This window comes from Kaistella flava (ex Peng et al. 2021) (assembly GCF_015191005.1).
Taxonomy (GTDB): domain Bacteria; phylum Bacteroidota; class Bacteroidia; order Flavobacteriales; family Weeksellaceae; genus Kaistella; species Kaistella flava.
Map to the genome: position 1 here is coordinate 81,354 of NZ_CP040442.1, position 16,432 is coordinate 97,785.

16 protein-coding genes are annotated in these 16,432 nt (G+C 35.5%); 11 read left to right on the plus strand and 5 right to left on the minus strand.

The genetic code is table 11. The features are described from left to right. Positions 1-145 precede the first annotated feature (145 nt). Positions 146-388, plus strand: coding sequence for a GlsB/YeaQ/YmgE family stress response membrane protein (locus Q73A0000_RS00330; protein ID WP_193812111.1), 243 nt, complete (start codon positions 146-148; stop codon positions 386-388). Between the two features lie 76 nt (positions 389-464). Here Q73A0000_RS00330 and Q73A0000_RS00335 read toward each other — a convergent pair whose 3' ends face one another. After that, the gene (locus Q73A0000_RS00335) at positions 465-2,390 is read right to left on the minus strand and encodes a DUF2207 domain-containing protein (protein WP_193812112.1); all 1,926 of its coding nucleotides are present in this window, start codon (positions 2,388-2,390) and stop codon (positions 465-467) included. A gap of 4 nt (positions 2,391-2,394) precedes the next feature. Further along, positions 2,395-2,946, minus strand: a complete 552-nt coding sequence (locus tag Q73A0000_RS00340; RefSeq protein WP_244140770.1) for a LemA family protein — start codon at positions 2,944-2,946, stop codon at positions 2,395-2,397. Positions 2,947-3,142: 196 nt separating this feature from the next. Between Q73A0000_RS00340 and der the strand changes: the two genes are divergently transcribed. Both der and upp read left to right on the plus strand, forming a co-directional pair. After that, a complete protein-coding gene (gene der, locus Q73A0000_RS00345) occupies positions 3,143-4,450 on the plus strand; it encodes a ribosome biogenesis GTPase Der (protein ID WP_193812113.1) in 1,308 nt (435 codons plus the stop codon). 81 nt (positions 4,451-4,531) lie between these two features. Continuing rightward, complete coding sequence (gene upp, locus Q73A0000_RS00350) at positions 4,532-5,182, plus strand: uracil phosphoribosyltransferase (RefSeq protein WP_193812114.1); 651 nt, start codon at positions 4,532-4,534, stop codon at positions 5,180-5,182. Between the two features lie 52 nt (positions 5,183-5,234). Here the strand turns inward: upp and Q73A0000_RS00355 are convergent, their stop codons facing one another. Then, positions 5,235-5,888 carry a ComF family protein gene (locus tag Q73A0000_RS00355; protein ID WP_193812115.1) on the minus strand — a complete coding sequence of 218 codons (654 nt, stop codon included), beginning with the start codon at positions 5,886-5,888 and terminating at the stop codon, positions 5,235-5,237. A gap of 210 nt (positions 5,889-6,098) precedes the next feature. Then, positions 6,099-7,568 (minus strand): helix-turn-helix domain-containing protein, encoded by a 1,470-nt coding sequence (locus tag Q73A0000_RS00360; RefSeq protein WP_193812116.1) that lies wholly within the window; start codon positions 7,566-7,568, stop codon positions 6,099-6,101. 178 nt (positions 7,569-7,746) lie between these two features. On the opposite strand from Q73A0000_RS00360, the gene aceB reads away from it, so the two are divergent. The 7 genes from aceB to Q73A0000_RS00395 all read left to right on the plus strand — a co-directional run bounded on the left by aceB (position 7,747) and on the right by Q73A0000_RS00395 (position 14,777). Then, the gene (gene aceB / locus Q73A0000_RS00365; protein WP_193812117.1) at positions 7,747-9,324 is read left to right on the plus strand and encodes a malate synthase A; all 1,578 of its coding nucleotides are present in this window, start codon (positions 7,747-7,749) and stop codon (positions 9,322-9,324) included. 229 nt (positions 9,325-9,553) lie between these two features. Then, on the plus strand, positions 9,554-10,840 hold the full coding sequence (gene aceA / locus Q73A0000_RS00370) for an isocitrate lyase (RefSeq protein WP_193812118.1): 1,287 nt from the start codon (positions 9,554-9,556) through the stop codon (positions 10,838-10,840). A gap of 431 nt (positions 10,841-11,271) precedes the next feature. Continuing rightward, complete coding sequence (locus Q73A0000_RS00375) at positions 11,272-11,718, plus strand: 6-pyruvoyl trahydropterin synthase family protein (RefSeq protein ID WP_193812119.1); 447 nt, start codon at positions 11,272-11,274, stop codon at positions 11,716-11,718. Positions 11,719-11,822: 104 nt separating this feature from the next. Next, positions 11,823-12,587, plus strand: a complete 765-nt coding sequence (locus tag Q73A0000_RS00380) for a UDP-2,3-diacylglucosamine diphosphatase (protein ID WP_193812120.1) — start codon at positions 11,823-11,825, stop codon at positions 12,585-12,587. 94 nt (positions 12,588-12,681) lie between these two features. Then, complete coding sequence (gene uraH, locus Q73A0000_RS00385) at positions 12,682-13,095, plus strand: hydroxyisourate hydrolase (RefSeq protein ID WP_193812121.1); 414 nt, start codon at positions 12,682-12,684, stop codon at positions 13,093-13,095. An 89-nt stretch (positions 13,096-13,184) separates the two neighbouring features. Continuing rightward, a complete protein-coding gene (locus tag Q73A0000_RS00390; RefSeq protein WP_193812122.1) occupies positions 13,185-14,225 on the plus strand; it encodes an acyl transferase in 1,041 nt (346 codons plus the stop codon). 12 nt (positions 14,226-14,237) lie between these two features. Beyond that, positions 14,238-14,777 (plus strand): hypothetical protein, encoded by a 540-nt coding sequence (locus Q73A0000_RS00395; protein WP_193812123.1) that lies wholly within the window; start codon positions 14,238-14,240, stop codon positions 14,775-14,777. A gap of 43 nt (positions 14,778-14,820) precedes the next feature. Here Q73A0000_RS00395 and aqpZ read toward each other — a convergent pair whose 3' ends face one another. Beyond that, complete coding sequence (gene aqpZ, locus Q73A0000_RS00400) at positions 14,821-15,537, minus strand: aquaporin Z (RefSeq protein WP_193813615.1); 717 nt, start codon at positions 15,535-15,537, stop codon at positions 14,821-14,823. 139 nt (positions 15,538-15,676) lie between these two features. Between aqpZ and Q73A0000_RS00405 the strand changes: the two genes are divergently transcribed. Further along, positions 15,677-16,411: a DUF4230 domain-containing protein gene (locus Q73A0000_RS00405; RefSeq protein ID WP_193812124.1), complete on the plus strand. Its 735-nt coding sequence runs from the start codon at positions 15,677-15,679 to the stop codon at positions 16,409-16,411. The last annotated feature ends 21 nt before the right edge of the window (positions 16,412-16,432 follow it).

Below are 16,432 nucleotides of genomic sequence, written 5' to 3' on the forward strand. Positions count from 1 at the left end.
ACATCTTAATGATTCATTATGAGTAAACTAAGTTAGAGTAGCTATAATAATTTTGTGAAAATTAGAAGTTTAAAAAGTGATTTCGGCATAAATTTAGATGTTGTATTAAATATAAAACAATTAATTAACATTAAAAACAAACATTATGGGAATTTTATGGACTTTGATTATCGGTGCTGTCGCAGGATGGTTAGGATCTCAAATTTTTAAAGGTGGAAGCCTAGGTTTAATCGGAAATATTATCGTCGGAATCGTCGGTGGATTTATCGGATATTGGCTTTTAGGTTCTACTTTCGGAACAGCAGTTGTTGGACAAATTCTTACTGGAGCCGTTGGTGCAATTGTTCTATTAGCAATCATTAACTTATTGACCAGAGGAAAAGTATAAAACAAATCTATTTTTTGTTAAAAGCTATTGGCTAAAAAAAACGTTCTGATTTTCGCAGAACGTTTTTTTTTGTTTTTTACCAGCCGCCTCCGCCGCCACCTCCGCCACCACCTCCGGAGAATCCACCTCCGCCAGATCCACTTCCTGAACTGGATGGTTGGGTTGAAGAACTTGCGATTGATTGCGATAAAGATGAAGTTAAAGTATTGGCAAAGTTCATATTCATCATTGAACTTCCTACGTACCAACTGGAGATGTATTGCTGGTTTTCTAAAGATGAATTCTTCAGCATATTTTGAAATTTTTGACCCCAAATTTTATCAACGCCCAAAACCATCGCATAAGGCAACATCTTTTCAAAAACCTGTGTAGTCATTTCTGGTGGATTATGAAACTGTAAGGTTTTCTCTTCTGCCGTTCCCAAGTACATTTTGAAACCTTCGATGAGTGATTGGGTTTCTAATTTTTCAGGAGTGGGTTGTTTGATGAGATATTGGTAAAGAACGATTGCGATAAATCCGATGATCAAAAATCCATAACTTCCGTAAAAGCCTAAGTTTTCTGACCGTTCCGTATCGACTGAAAATATCGTCGCCAGAATTAAAATGAGTCCTATTGAAATTAAAGCAAATAGAGCTTTAACCACGTTCGATCTTTCAAAAAATATAGAAATGAAAATTCCTGCAAATAAAGCCGCCGCACCCAAAGGAATTCCTGCGCCTAAGTGAACATCGCTGTAACTTATTTTGTAACTAAAAAATAATCCTGCGGCGTATAAGACAATAATAATAATGATAGGCAAGAAGAGTTTATTGGTGTTATTTCCTTTTTTTAAAAAACCATCATGTTGAAACCTTAGACTTGCTTTGAAATCATTAACCGCATTTTCAATTTTTGAATTGTATTTTCCATCAAAAGAAACACTTGTTGCTTCACCCGAAAATAATTTATTCATCAGGTTGATTTCTTCTTTCGGTAAAGTTTGATCCTGTTCTTTTATTTTTTCTAAAGTGTATTCTTTGCCACCGAAAATTCCTAAAATCCTTTTATCATCTTCAATGATTTTAATGTAACCTTTAACGGCCAAGCTTACTATCGCTGCTGTAATCATCGGAGCGGAATAATATTCATTTTCCAAGTAACCCAAAGACGCAGGTGAAAGATTTTGTGGCGCATTAAATTGTGGATACACAACTGGCTTCTGCGGATCAATTCCATATTTCTGCCAGCTCGAATATAAGTAGCCTAACAATCCTAAAGCTGCCGCGATGAGCATCGCTAAAACTCCGTACTTCTCCAGCATTCCGGGTGGAGGCGGAGGTGTGAAAATTCCTTTGTTAAAACCAACGGCAATTGTTAACCCTTGATTTCGTCCTAAGTTTTTTGCTGACCACTCAATAGTATTCGTAGAAAATTGTTTACCAATACAATTGGATTCCTTCGAGCCGTAGCTTCCTGTATAACAAGATTGTTGTAAGATTTCGGCACCTTCCGGTAAAGTAACTTTAGCGGAAATTTCATCAACTGGAAAATCCCATAAAGTTCCATTCACGTTCCAGTAAAATTCATCATACTTTTCAAAGAATCCAATCTGATCATTTGTTTTGTACGTCAGTTCATAATCGTAAACTCCCGGCGATAAAATGATGTCTTTGTCTCCGAAATAAATAGCGTAATCATCACTCGAGTTTTCAGTGTGATAATTTTCGTTCGAACCATTTTTTCGAACCGAAAGGATATCATATTTAATTCTGATTTTCTTGCCATTAACATTTCGCCAAAGTGGAAGTGAACGAAAAATTCCCCGTTTGATATTAATGCCTTCTGCATAAACTTTGATTTTTTCTGTAATCGTAGTTTCGGCATCTTTTGAAATCACAATATCGGAATCAAAAGATAAGATGTGTTCATAATTATACGCGTCACCATTAGCTGAATTCACATCCTGTGTAAATCCAAAACTGAAAATCAGCAGGAATAATCCTATTAATAAACGTTTCATGGTTTTAGAATTGTACATTCGGCACCACACGCTCTGCAATATTATCGAGTTCAAAGAACGCAGATTTGGTAAATTTGTACATATTCGCAATGATATTGCTTGGGAAAGTATCTACCAAAATATTGTTTTCACGAACCGTTCCATTATAATATCTTCTCGATTTCTCGATATCACCTTCCAAGGTTGAAAGTTCTGCTTGAAGCTGTAAGAAGTTGGTATTCGCTTTTAAATCCGGATATTGTTCAGCAACAGCATTCAAATTCATCATCGCCTGATTTAAATTTTTCTCTGCAGCTTCTTTTTCCTGAATGGTATTTGCGCCCATTGCTGCGGCTCTGGCGCGAGTCACACTATCAAAAGTTTCTCTTTCGTGGGTAGCATATCCTTTTACGGTTTCCACTAAGTTCGGAATTAAATCGTGACGTTTTTTCAACATAACATCGATGCTGCTCCACGCTTCCTGAACCATTGTTCGCAATTTTACCAAGCGGTTGTAGATGGAGATTCCGTAAAAGAAAAAGATAGCAATCGCCGCCAGAATAATTAGGATGATCATAATTTTAAGTTTTTAGTTATTATTTTTTTTTAATTGAGTGTCCTACTTATTAATATAATGAGTATCAAACCAAATGGAAAGTTACAAATATTAACATTAATAATGCAAACGACTAAAAAAAGCTATCTTTGCAAAAATTTTTGGGCTCGAATAGTTCGAGTAACCCATTAATAATAACATTATTAAACAAAATTTTATGTCGAATATCGTCGCCATAGTAGGACGTCCCAACGTTGGGAAATCCACCCTTTTTAACCGTTTTCTAGAACGTAGAGAAGCAATTGTAGATTCAACCGCCGGAGTTACCAGAGACCGTCATTACGGAAAATCTGACTGGAACGGAGTTGAATTTACCGTAATCGACACAGGAGGTTATGAAGTAGATACTGAAGATGCATTCCAGGGAGAAATCATCAAACAGGTTGAATTAGCCGTAGATGAAGCGACTTCGATCATCTTCATGCTGAACGTTGCTGAAGGTTTAACAGATACTGATATCGAAATTCATGAAATGTTACGCCGTGCCAATAAGCCGGTGTACATCGTGGTTAATAAAGCAGATTCTGCGAAAGAAGAATTAGCTGCAACCGAATTTTATCAGTTGGGAATTTCAAAATATTACACCATGTCTTCTGCAACAGGTTCCGGAACAGGAGAGTTGTTGGATGATATCGTAAAAGATTTCCCGACTACCGAATACAAAGATCCTTTCGAAGGTTTACCAAAAATTACGATTGCAGGAAGACCAAATGTTGGAAAGTCTACTTTGACCAACGCGCTTTTAGACAAAGAACAAAATATTGTAACTGATGTTGCGGGAACAACGCGCGATTCTATCCAAACTTTATACAATAAATTCGGACATGAATTTGTTTTGGTTGATACGGCCGGAATGCGTCGTAAAGCCAAAGTAAAAGAAGATTTAGAATTCTATTCAGTAATGCGTTCTGTTCGTTCTATCGAGTATTCTGATATCGTAATTATCATGGTTGATGCCACTTTAGGCTGGGAATCTCAGGATATGAACATTTTCGGATTGGCTCAGAAAAATAGAAAAGGAATCGTAATCGTTGTTAATAAATGGGATTTGGTTGAAAAAGAAACCAATACAACCCGTGATTTCGAAGCAAGAATTAAAGAAAAAATTGGTCAGTTTACCGATATTCCAATTCTTTTCGTTTCAGCTTTAACGAAACAGAGAATTCTGAAAACGGTTGAAGTTGCGATGGAAGTTTATGCCAACAGAGCCAAGAAAATTAAAACTTCTAAGTTAAATGAAATTATGCTTCCCATTTTTGAAAAAACGCCGCCACCAGCATTGAAAGGGAAATACGTGAAAATTAAATATTGCGTACAACTTCCAACGCCAAGTCCGCAGTTCGTATTTTTCTGCAACTTACCTCAATATGTGAAAGAAGCCTACAAAAGATTTACTGAAAATCAACTTCGAAAAGAGTTCGGATTCACCGGAGTTCCTATTGAAATTTATTTTAGACAAAAATAAAAATAATAGCCTTTTAGATTTTATCTAAAGGGCTTTTTAATACCTTAATTTTTCACCAACTTTGCAACCTAACTTATAGCAATGATAATAAATCTTTCAGACCACTTTTCTCTCGTAAATACATGGATTAATGAACTTCGAAATGTAGATATACAAAGTGACCGATTAAGATTCCGTCGCAATATGGAACGAATTGGAGAAATCGCCGCCTTTGAAATCAGTAAAGGTTTCGAAACTAAAGAAATTGAAATCACCACGCCTTTAGATACAATTAAAGCAACAGAAATAGCGGTACAACCCGTAATTACCACTATTCTGCGAGCAGGAGTTCCTTTGTTTCAAGGGATTTTAAATTATCTTGATAACGCAGATTGTGGCTTCGTCGCTGCTTACAGAAAACATGACGCCAATGACTATTTTTCCATTAAACAGGATTATTTAACATGTCCCAGTATTGATGGAAGACCTTTGATTGTCGCGGATCCAATGTTGGCAACTGGTGCAAGTTTAATTGAAGCCATCAAAGATTTATTAAACCACGGAAAACCGACACAACTTCATATCGTTGCAGCGATCGCTTCTCAACAAGGAGTTGACACGATTCAAAAAGAGTATCCTGAAGCAAAAATCTGGGTTGGAGTTATTGATGAAAAACTAACTTCAAAAGGGTATATCACGCCAGGTTTAGGAGATGCAGGAGATTTATCTTATGGCGAGAAATTACAGAGATAATATATTCTAAAATAGATAAGCATAATTCCTTCTCATTTCGAGGAGGAATTTTTTAGTCAATTGCCATTACCAGAACACTGACTTTATTATTTCCTTCTTTTAGAATTTGCCAGGCCACGGCGCTCATTGTATTTCCAGTCGTAAAAACATCATCGATTAATAAGATATGTTGATTCGAAATGTTTTTAGTTATTGAAAATAGATTTTCATTAAATGTTCTTTGTTCACGACGTTTTTGAGCCTGAGCTTTTTTGTAAAAATTTCTTTTAATTAAACTATGGTCACAAGGGATTTTCAGTCCTTTTGAAAGAGTATCCGCAAAAAGATGCAACTGATTATAGCCACGCTCTTTCTGTTTCGTCGGATGAAGTGGAATGGTGACTAAAAGATCTATTTTGGACTTCCTTAAATCTATTTTTTCTAAAGTCCAGTTTGAAATGATCTTTCCAATTTTCTCTCGACCTCCATATTTGAGTTGATGAATAATCTTTTGACTCGTACTTTCTTCTTCGAACTGCATCAAAGCAAAAGCGTTTTCTATCGGAAATAATAATCGGCATTTCTCCGTTAGAAGATTGCTTTCCGAAAAATGATGATGGGTAAAATTGATCTGGTCAAAACACAATTCACAAACCACTTCATTGTGATGAATAATTCGGTTACATTCCAGACAGCGATTCGGAAAAAGTAGGTCGACTAAAAACATACTTCATTAATTTAGTGAAAGTTACGATTTAGTTTTTTAAAACCACAAAGTCACAAAAGTTTTTAGATGTAAATAGAAAATCTAGGAAATTTATTTTCTTAGTCCCGAAAGTTTAAAAAATGTATATATTTTACTTTATGAACTTGCATTTATTCATTCTGCAAGAAATCTTTGTAGCTTTGTGGTTTAAATAAATGTGGTTTTAGTATTTTAAAGCATTTCCTTTCGAATCTGCTGAATCGACTTCTTCATATTTTCATTAAAGATTTCTTTCTCCAGTCTTGAAGGTGGAGCTTGTCGAACTTCACAATCTGGAATGCTGCAAAATTCACATGTTACACCAACATTCACGGTTTTAATCTGATCGCTTTTCGCAAATTTAATTTTCTTTAAAGAATTAGAATTCAATAAAATACCTACACAATAACTTCTATTTGTTCCATCAGAAAACGGATTTTTTTGCGATGTTGAAAGTACAAGATAAGTCAAACCGCTGTCTTTATAATGAGAGATTTGCGCGTCGGTCAGTTTCTCGTTGTCTTTTAAGTTTGAAAGATTTTTCACTGCAACCCAGCGACGGCAATAATGTTCATTGGTTGCGTTTGCGTGAGGAGCTTGTTGTTGATTGAGGTGCAATTCTTTTAATATCTGTACTTTATTGGAATCTTTCTTTTTTGTAAAACATAAATAAAAAACATCTTTAATTCCCATTTCTGCGGGAAGAATATTGGTGAGTCTATAATAGAATGTTTCAGGTGAATTGGTAAATTCTTCAATTATGGTTTCGAAAATTTCGGGATTCCATTCTTGGTTTTGAAAGAATTCATTCAACTTACGGGTTAAAATTTCTTTACGAATTAATAAAGCGCCTGCGAAATAAGAAGCATAATAATTATTCAGCAGTTCTTCAAAATTGGTAAAATCCAGCCAGGAATAAGTGTTCGGACGAGGATTTAAGTTGAGCACATTAAAACCGATTTCTTTCGCGAAAATAAAGGTTTTCTGATCTTCATCTAAAAGTTCATTCAATAAAAGAAGTTTCTTTTCTGGAATAAAAAGTGAGCGTAATTTACCTGAAGCGCCGTATTGTTCCAGATCCATCGATTTGATTTCATATTGAAACTGTTCTTGTAAAATAAGTTCGAATTCGTCGGAGTTTGGTTTTACGGATAGGTTATTTTCAATCAAATAGGTTTCTGCTTTTTCTTCCAGATCGGGGAAATAATTATCCTGCAATTCCTGAAAACTTCTGATCACCGCAAAGAAAAAACGCTCTTTACTCAAATTATAATTCTTCGAAATTTCAATTAAAGTATTAATGAAAGCTGTGACTTTTTTCGGAGCATCACTGATGATATTGATGAGGTTGGTTTTATTAATACCAAAAAGTTCAAGCGGAATTTCCTTGAAAAAATCGGACTGTATAATTTCAGCTATCGGTGCTAAACTTTTATCCAGTTTTGTGGAAACTAGATCGTCATAAGTACAGTTCAACGCTGTGGCAAGTTGCGCAATTTTATCGTGCTTCGGATATTTTTTACCGTTCTCAATCTCATTTAAATAAGATTTGGAAACGCCCGTCGCATTCGCAAGATCTTGTAAAGAATAGTTCTTCTTTTGTCGGAACTGCTTCATTTTCAATCCAAAAATTGTTTTTATAAAATCACTGTCGCTTGTCATTAATCAAATATTAATTTATAATATGTCTAAATAGATTGTAAAATCCGATGAACACAAAGGTAAATAAAATTAAGCGATTGTTCGCATAATAATTATTTAATAAATTTAGCGAACGTTCGCTGTAAGTGAATATTTTTTGATTAAGTTTGTAATACCAAATCATTAAAGTTTATACAAAATGGAAACGGCAACACAATTTCAAATTCTTCCTCAAGAACAATACAACGACATTTTCACCTCCGGATTAGTGAGTTTCTTAACGGAACTTCATTCAAAATTTAATAATCAAAGAATTGAGCTTCTTCATGCGCGAACAATGAAGCAAGCGGAATTCGATCATCGTCAACTTCCTAAATTTTTACCTGAAACTGAAGAGATCAGAACTGGGAATTGGGTTTGTAATCCAATTCCGAAAGATTTACTCGATAGAAGAGTGGAGATTACAGGACCTGTGGAAAGAAAAATGGTCATCAATGCGTTGAATTCTGGGTCTTCCACTTTTATGGCTGATTTCGAAGACAGCAATTCTCCGACTTGGGAAAATTGTATGGATGGACAAAGAAACCTTTCTGATGCAATCAACAGAACTATTAGTTTTGAAAATGAAAACGGTAAAAAATATGAACTTGGAGAAAATTTAGCAACGCTTTTAGTTCGTCCACGAGGTTTGCATTTAGAAGAGAAAAATATTGAATTTGATGGTCAAAAAGCATCTGCTTCTCTCATTGATTTCGGAATTTACTTCTTTAGAAATGCAAAAAAGCTAATTGAGAATGGAAGTGGACCTTATTTTTATTTACCAAAATTAGAACATTATAAAGAAGCAAAATGGTGGAATGATGTTTTCAAATTCTCTCAGGACTATTTAGAAATTCCACAAGGAACGATCAAAGCCACGGTTTTAATTGAAACCATTACAGCAGCTTTTCAACTGGACGAAATTTTATATGAATTAAAAGAACACAGTTCTGGTCTGAATTGTGGACGTTGGGATTACATTTTTTCCTACATCAAAAAATTTAGAAATCTTCCTGAATTTTTGGTTCCGGACCGAGATCAGGTTACGATGGCTTCTCCTTTTATGAGTGCTTATTCCAAAAGAGTCATTCAGGTTTGTCATAAAAGAAATGTTCACGCGATGGGCGGAATGGCCGCTCAGATTCCTGTAAAAAATAACGAGGCAGAAAACGAAATCGCTTACGCGAAAGTTCGTGCAGATAAAGAACGAGAAGTAAAAAACAGACACGACGGAACTTGGGTTGCGCATCCAGGATTGGTTTCTGTGGCCAAGAAAATCTTCGATGAATTCATGCCGACTCCAAACCAAATCCATAAAAAATTTGAAGAGTATCATGTATCAGAAGAAAACCTCCTTGAAATTCCAAAAGGAACGATTACTGAAAATGGCGTTAGAAAAAATATTAATGTCGGAATCTTATATATAGAATCATGGTTAATGGGAGTTGGAGCTGCGGCTTTATACAATTTAATGGAAGACGCCGCAACCGCAGAAATCTCCAGAACTCAAATTTGGCAATGGCTAAAAAATGAAGCAAAACTGGACGACGGCAGAACTTTAATGCCCGAAATGGTTTTGACCTGGCAAGAAGAAGAACTGGATAAAATCAAAAATTATGTTGGTGAAGATCGATACAACAATGGAAAATTCGAGTTGGCAACTGAACTTTTTGATGACCTCATTCTTAATGAAAACTTTGCAGAATTCCTGACTTTGAAAGCGTATCAGTTTATTTAAGAGCCAAGGAAAAAGTAAAAAGAGCCAAGAGCAACATTACCACAAAAGTCACAAAAGTCTAAGATCATTATTCTAAAAGTACAAAAAGGACATTCCCTTTGCTAAGTGAAACGCCCCTGCCTGCCGGCAGGTTTGCGTCCGTAATTTCAGAAGTATTACGAATATAAACATTGCGTCTTTGCGTTAAAGTATTCAAAAACAAAACAACAAATCACAAAAACAAATCGATATGAAAAAGCAAGAACAAATCCAGCAGCTGGAAAAAGAATGGTTAGAAAGTCCAAGATGGAACGGTATCAAAAGACCGTACGCCGCAGAAAAAGTTTTGAAACTTCGAGGTTCTTACAAACTCGATTACACGATTGCCAAATTAATGTCGGAGAAATTATGGGATAAATTAAACAACCAGGATTTCGTAGCAGGATTAGGCGCGCTCACTGGAAACCAAGCCGTACAGGAAGTTGACGCCGGTTTAGAAGCGATTTATCTTTCAGGTTGGCAAGTTGCTGCAGATGCAAATTTGAGTGGTGAAATGTATCCTGATCAAAGTTTGTATCCTGCGAATTCAGTTCCGTCGGTAGTGAAAAGAATTAATAATGCTTTGTTGCGTGCGGATCAAATTCAGTCTGTAAATGAAGTTAAAAGTGAAGATTGCAAAGATTATTTAGTTCCAATCGTAGCAGATGCTGAAGCAGGTTTTGGTGGAAACTTAAATGCTTTCGAACTGATGAAACAAATGATTGAAGCCGGTGCAGCCGGAGTTCACTTTGAAGACCAATTATCATCGGCAAAAAAATGTGGACATTTAGGTGGAAAGGTTTTGGTTCCGACTCAGGAAGCGATTAATAAATTAGTTGCCGCTCGTTTGGCAGCCGATGTTTGCGGAGTTCCAACCGTTCTGGTAGCGAGAACCGATGCTGATGCTGCAGATTTATTGACGTCAGATATTGATGATAGAGACAAAAGATTTGTGACGGGAAAAAGAACAAGTGAAGGTTTCTACGAGGTGAAAAATGGAGTAGAGCAGGGAATCGACAGAGGTTTGGCTTATGCACCTTACGCCGATTTGATTTGGATGGAAACTTCAAATCCTGATTTAGATTACGCGAGAAAATTTGCAGAAGGAATCCACGCAAAATTCCCGGGAAAAATGTTGGCTTACAATTGTTCACCATCTTTCAACTGGGCTGCGAAATTATCAGTTCCGGAAATGGAAACGTTCCGCGAAGAATTAGCCGCAATGGGTTACAAATTCCAGTTCATTACTTTAGCCGGATTCCACGCATTAAATACTTCCATGTTCGAGTTGGCTTTGGCTTACAAAGAAAGAGGAATGGCGGGTTACAGCGAATTGCAGGAAAGAGAATTCGCCTTACAATCCAAAGGTTTCCGCGCGGTGAAACACCAAAGTTTTGTAGGAACCTCTTATTTCGACGAAGTGCAAACCGTAGTTACCGACGGAAATTCTTCTACGAATGCCTTAGCCGGTTCTACCGAAGCAGAACAGTTTCATTGATTAAACACAGATCCTCCATATTTTATAAATTGTTAGAAAATTCCTTCCCATACTTTTGGGAGGGGATTTTTTTTTGGGCGTGCCTTTCGCAGTCGCATTTCCCTCCACCAAAAGACCGCGCTTTCCGTTGCAATCTTTTTTTGCCAATACTTTTCCCTTCCAAAAAAAAGGATTTCCACTTCAATCGCTCACGCAATTGGGATTGTTAAATTGAAATTTCACCTGATTATTAAAATCGGTAATCTTTTGAGATTGTCAAAATGTGTATTGCCTTTGCTAAGTGAAACGCCCCTGCCTGCCGGCAGGCAGGTTTGCGACCGTAATTTTTACGAAGCATTATAAATGAAATCTTTGTCTCTTCCTTTAGACGAGATGAAAAGGCATTTTACTTAATTACTCCAAAAAGATTAAACTTTCTTTATCTTTGCAAAATGATACGAATCACCAAAATTTTCACTTTCGAAACTGCCCACGTTCTTTACAATTACGACGGCAAATGCAAAAATATGCATGGACATTCCTATAAACTTTTTGTTACGGTAAAAGGCACTCCCATTAATGATTTAGACCATCCAAAAAATGGAATGGTCGTAGATTTTGGCGATATCAAAAAAATTGTAAAATCTGAAATACTTGATATTTGGGATCATGCCGTAATGCTGAATGGGATTTCGCCCCACAAACAATTAGGTGAAGATTTAGAAGGAAAAGGTCATAAAGTAATTTATTGCCAATATCAGCCGACTTGCGAAAATATGCTTTACGACATCGCAGCAAAAATAAAAAAGCAACTTCCAGAAACGGTTTCTTTGGCTTACCTCAAACTTCACGAAACCGAAAACTCTTACGGGGAATGGTTTGCAGAAGATAATTCTTAAAATTCTTAAAAACTAATTACACGAATGAAAATCACAAATTACACAATATAAGATTTGTGAAATTTGTGAGAACAATTAGTGCCATTTGTGTTTAGATTTAAAATATGAAAATCAATTTAGAACAAACTAAAAAAGTTTATTTCGCTTCCGATCAACATTTTGGTGCACCGACGCCGAAAGAAAGTAAAGTTCGGGAAGAGAAATTTATCCGTTGGCTCGATGAAATAAAAGGCGATGCGCAAGTTTTATTTTTAATGGGAGATTTATTTGATTTCTGGCACGAGTGGAATCACGTTATTCCGAAAGGATATGTGCGTGTTTTAGGTAAATTGGCAGAATTGAAAGATTCTGGAATTGAACTTTTTATGTTCGTCGGAAACCACGACTTGTGGATGAAGAATTACTTTGAAGAAGAAATTGGCTGTAAGGTTTATTTCGACAAACAGTATTTTGAAATCAATGGAAAGAACTTTCTACTTGCTCATGGCGATGGTTTAGGACCTGGCGATAAAGGATATAAAAGAATGAAAAAAGTCTTTACTAATCCTTTGGCACAATGGGCTTTTAAATGGTTGCATCCTGATATTGCGATGAAAATTGCGATTTATGCTTCAACGAAAAATAAGATGATTTCAGGTGAAGAAGACAAAGCTTTTTTAGGTGAAGACAAAGAATTTCTCATTATTTATTCTAAAGAGAAATTGAAAACTGAAAAGATAGATTATTTCGTTTACGGTCATAGACATTTACCAATGGTTCTTGATTTAGAAAATGGTAAAGCCAAGTACATCAACCTTGGTGACTGGATTTCTTACTTTACTTATGGTGAATTTGGTGATGAATTTGAGCTAAAAACTTTTGAAAAGTAAAAATTCGCGGCACTATTGTTGAGCAAGAGAATCGCCGTGACGATTATTGAAGTTTGCGGTGAAAATTACTTAAACAATCTTATAAGTTATCATCATGAAAAATTCATTTATCGCACTTTTCTTTGTGCTTATTTCCGCTTTTGCGTTCGGACAGAAAAAAGAAGTTACTTACCAATTGTCAAGTCACATTCTTGATGTATCGAAAGGAATGCCTGCGCCGGGAGTTACGATTAAGTTGGAAAAATTTAACGAAGCAAAAAAAACATGGACTTCAGTACAAGAAAAAGTAACCGACAAAAACGGTCGTGTTCCTGATTTTTTACCTAATGACAAATCGAACTTAGGAATTTACAAATTGACTTATTACACCAGCGAATATTTCAAAAAAATGAATACTGAAAGTTTTTATCCTTGGGTTGAGGTAGTTTTTCAAATTACAAATGGAGATCATTATCACGTACCAATCACTCTTTCTGCTTACGGTTATTCAACTTACAGAGGAAACTAATATTTTTCTCAACTAAAATAAATGAGCGGAATTCAAATATAAATTTTGAATTCCGCTTTTCTTTTTTGACTTTTGTGCTTTCAAATAAAATGACCAATATTTTCAACATTCAGACCGAAGAAGAATTCCAACAGAAATGCCTGGAAACTTTTCAATATCAATATCATAACATCGAGGTTTACAGAAAGTTTGTAGACTATTTAAACATCAATCCAAACGAAATTAGGGAAGTGGAAAAGATTCCTTTTTTACCGATTGAGATGTTTAAAAATCATACGCTTTTAGATAAAAATAAAAATACCAATTTGTTTTTTCAAAGTTCCGGAACAACTCAGATGAATCTTTCGAAACATTGGATCGCTGATGAAAAGTTATATGAAGATAGTATTGAGAAAAGTTTCGAACAGTTTATTGGAAAACCGGAAGATTATATTTTCCTCGGATTGTTGCCAAGTTATCTGGAAAAACAAAACTCCTCTTTAATCTTTATGGTTGATTTTCTAATGAGAAAATCGGGGAAACCAGAAAATGGATATTTTCTTTATAATCATCAGGATTTATTTGAATTGTTAAATAAGCTTTCAACTGAAAATAAGAAAGTTATTTTGTTTGGAGTTTCTTTTGCGCTTTTAGATTTTCTAGATTTCTGTCATCCTGAGCTTGTCGAAGGAGCTTTTGAATTGACAAACGATTTAACAATCATCGAAACGGGTGGAATGAAAGGTCGTAAGCAAGAAATGACCAAAGATGAATTGTTGGCAATTTTTCATAAAGGTTTCGGAACGGATAAAATTTACTCCGAATACTCAATGACTGAATTGCTTTCTCAGGCGTATTCTCTAGGTAAGAATATCTACGAAAGTCCAAACTGGATGCGCATTCTCATTAGAAATACGGAAGATCCTTTTTCATACTTGGAAGCGGGACGAAATGGTGCCATTAATATTATAGATCTTGCAAATAGATATTCTTGCAGTTTTATTGCGACTCAGGATTTAGGTCGGATTCTAACTGATAAAGAGATTATTGGTTTCGTTGATAATGAAAAAGAAATTTTATCAAATCAATTTCAAGTGTTGGGAAGAATTGATCATTCTGACATTCGTGGTTGCAGTTTGCTGGTTTCTTAATTTTTAAATTTCATGCTTAAAGTAGAAGAATTAACCTATAATTATATTTCTCAATTTTGTGATTTTGAGAAGGATTTGGTGTTGACGAATCACTTTCATTCTGATTGGGAAGCAGATATTTTAATTATTAATGAAGAAGGTTTCAGTCATGAACTGGAAATTAAATTATCAAAAGCCGACTTTAAAAATGATTTTAAAAAGAAATATCAAAATCAGAAAACCAAAGAGAAATTTCTAAAACACGATAAAATTTCCTGTGGCGATTATCCGTGTAATCAGTTTAGTTTTCTCCTACCACAAGGAATGGTTGAAGCTGAAGATATTCCTGAACATTGCGGAATCATTGAGTTTTACCATAATCCAGATTCCTGGAAAACGACCTTTGATGAAATTAGAAAACCTAAAAGAGTTCACGAAGAAAAATTCTGGAAATTATTTGATAAAGATTTAATGCTGAAAATAATGGCGCGAAATCTCTACTTTAAAAAACTGGAAGTGAAAGGGAAATTTGAAGAGTTAATTCTGCCCCCGAAATTTCTACAGAAAAAATAAACCGCCCAATTTGGAGCGGTTTTATCATGATATACTTTTGTTTTTAGGTAACTTCTACTTCGTTTTTTTGAAGCAGATATCTATAAATTAAACCTCCAGTCATTCCTCCCAGAATTGGAGCTACCCAAAACAGCCAAAGTTGATGAATGGCAAGCCCACCAACGAAAATAGCCTGTGAAGTTGCTCTCGCTGGATTTACAGAAGTATTGGTAATCGGGATACAGATGAGGTGAATTATGGTCAGCGTTAATCCAATTGCGATTCCTGCAAATTTTCCGTTCGCGTATTTATCGGTTGCTCCCATAATGACAAATACGAAAAATGCGGTCAATATAAATTCAGCTAAAAATGCCGCTCCTAAACTAAAAGCACGTCCGTTATAAACGGCTTCGTCATAGAAGTTAGAGGCAAAAGCTCCAGCTCCTTCTCTGGAAAAAGCACCTGCGCCATTCAGAATAAAATAAAGGCAAGTTGCTGCGCCCAGTGCACCGAGACATTGAACAATTACATAAGGAATTAAATCTTTTGCGGGAAATCTGCCGCCTGCCATTAGTCCAAAGGAAACTGCGGGATTAAAGTGTCCGCCGGAAATATGTCCGACTGCATAAACCATGGTTAAAACAGTTAGTCCGAAAGCCAAGGCGACTCCGAGTAATCCGATTCCTACATTGGGAACTCCGGCTGAGAATACTGCGGCTCCACAACCACCGAATACCAGCCAAAACGTGCCGAAAAATTCGGCTGCTAATTTTCTTGTCATCATTTTTGTGTTTTATGTTACTCAAATTTATGCATTTTTCGGAACAGATATTGAAATATTCGTAAATAAATTAGCTTAGTTATTAGTAATTTAACAATCAATTTTTCAAAATCGTTATCTTTACATAAAATATCAGCAGATGAACTTCAGTAAATTCAAAATCGTGCTTTGGTCTTTAGGGATTTTAATGGTGGTTTTCCTTGGCTTCTTTATTTATCAAATGACGAAGAGTCAGAATATCAATTCGATGATGATTGTTTTGATGCTCATCTTAGGACTTATTCTGGGTGGAGTGATTGCTTTCTTAGCTTCCAGTAAGTTAGGTTCTTCACCGGTTGTCATTACTGAAAGTTCACATACGATTGCTGAAAGCATGCGTAAGGTTTTTAAAGTTGTTTCTGCAGAAGGTCATTTCAATGAAATTTATAATTACGAAGAGACGACCAAAATTTTTAATTTTATTCCATCAAAAAAGAAAGCTTTAGTCATTGTTCAAGCCAAAGTTTTGGTCGGTTATGACTTCGAAAAATTTAAGTGGGAAATCGATGAAGTTAATAAAACAGTTAAGCTTATCAATTTTCCAGCTCCGCAAATTCTGTCGACGGAAACTGATTATAAATATTACAATATCGAGGAGCAGTTTTTTAATCTTTTTAGCAAAGATGATTTAGCTAAAATTCAACAAAACGGAAAACAGCAAGTTATCGAAGCGGCGAAGAAATCACATCTTCCAGAAGTGGCGGCAGAGCAGATGCGAACTTTACTCACAGAGCTTTTAGCGGGAAAAAACTTCTTCCTGGAAAATGCTTCTGTTATCTCGGAAAGCAAAAATAGGATCGATTATCAATCTCCTTTAATTAAAGATCATTCTTAAATAATCTGAATTTTTCAAAAG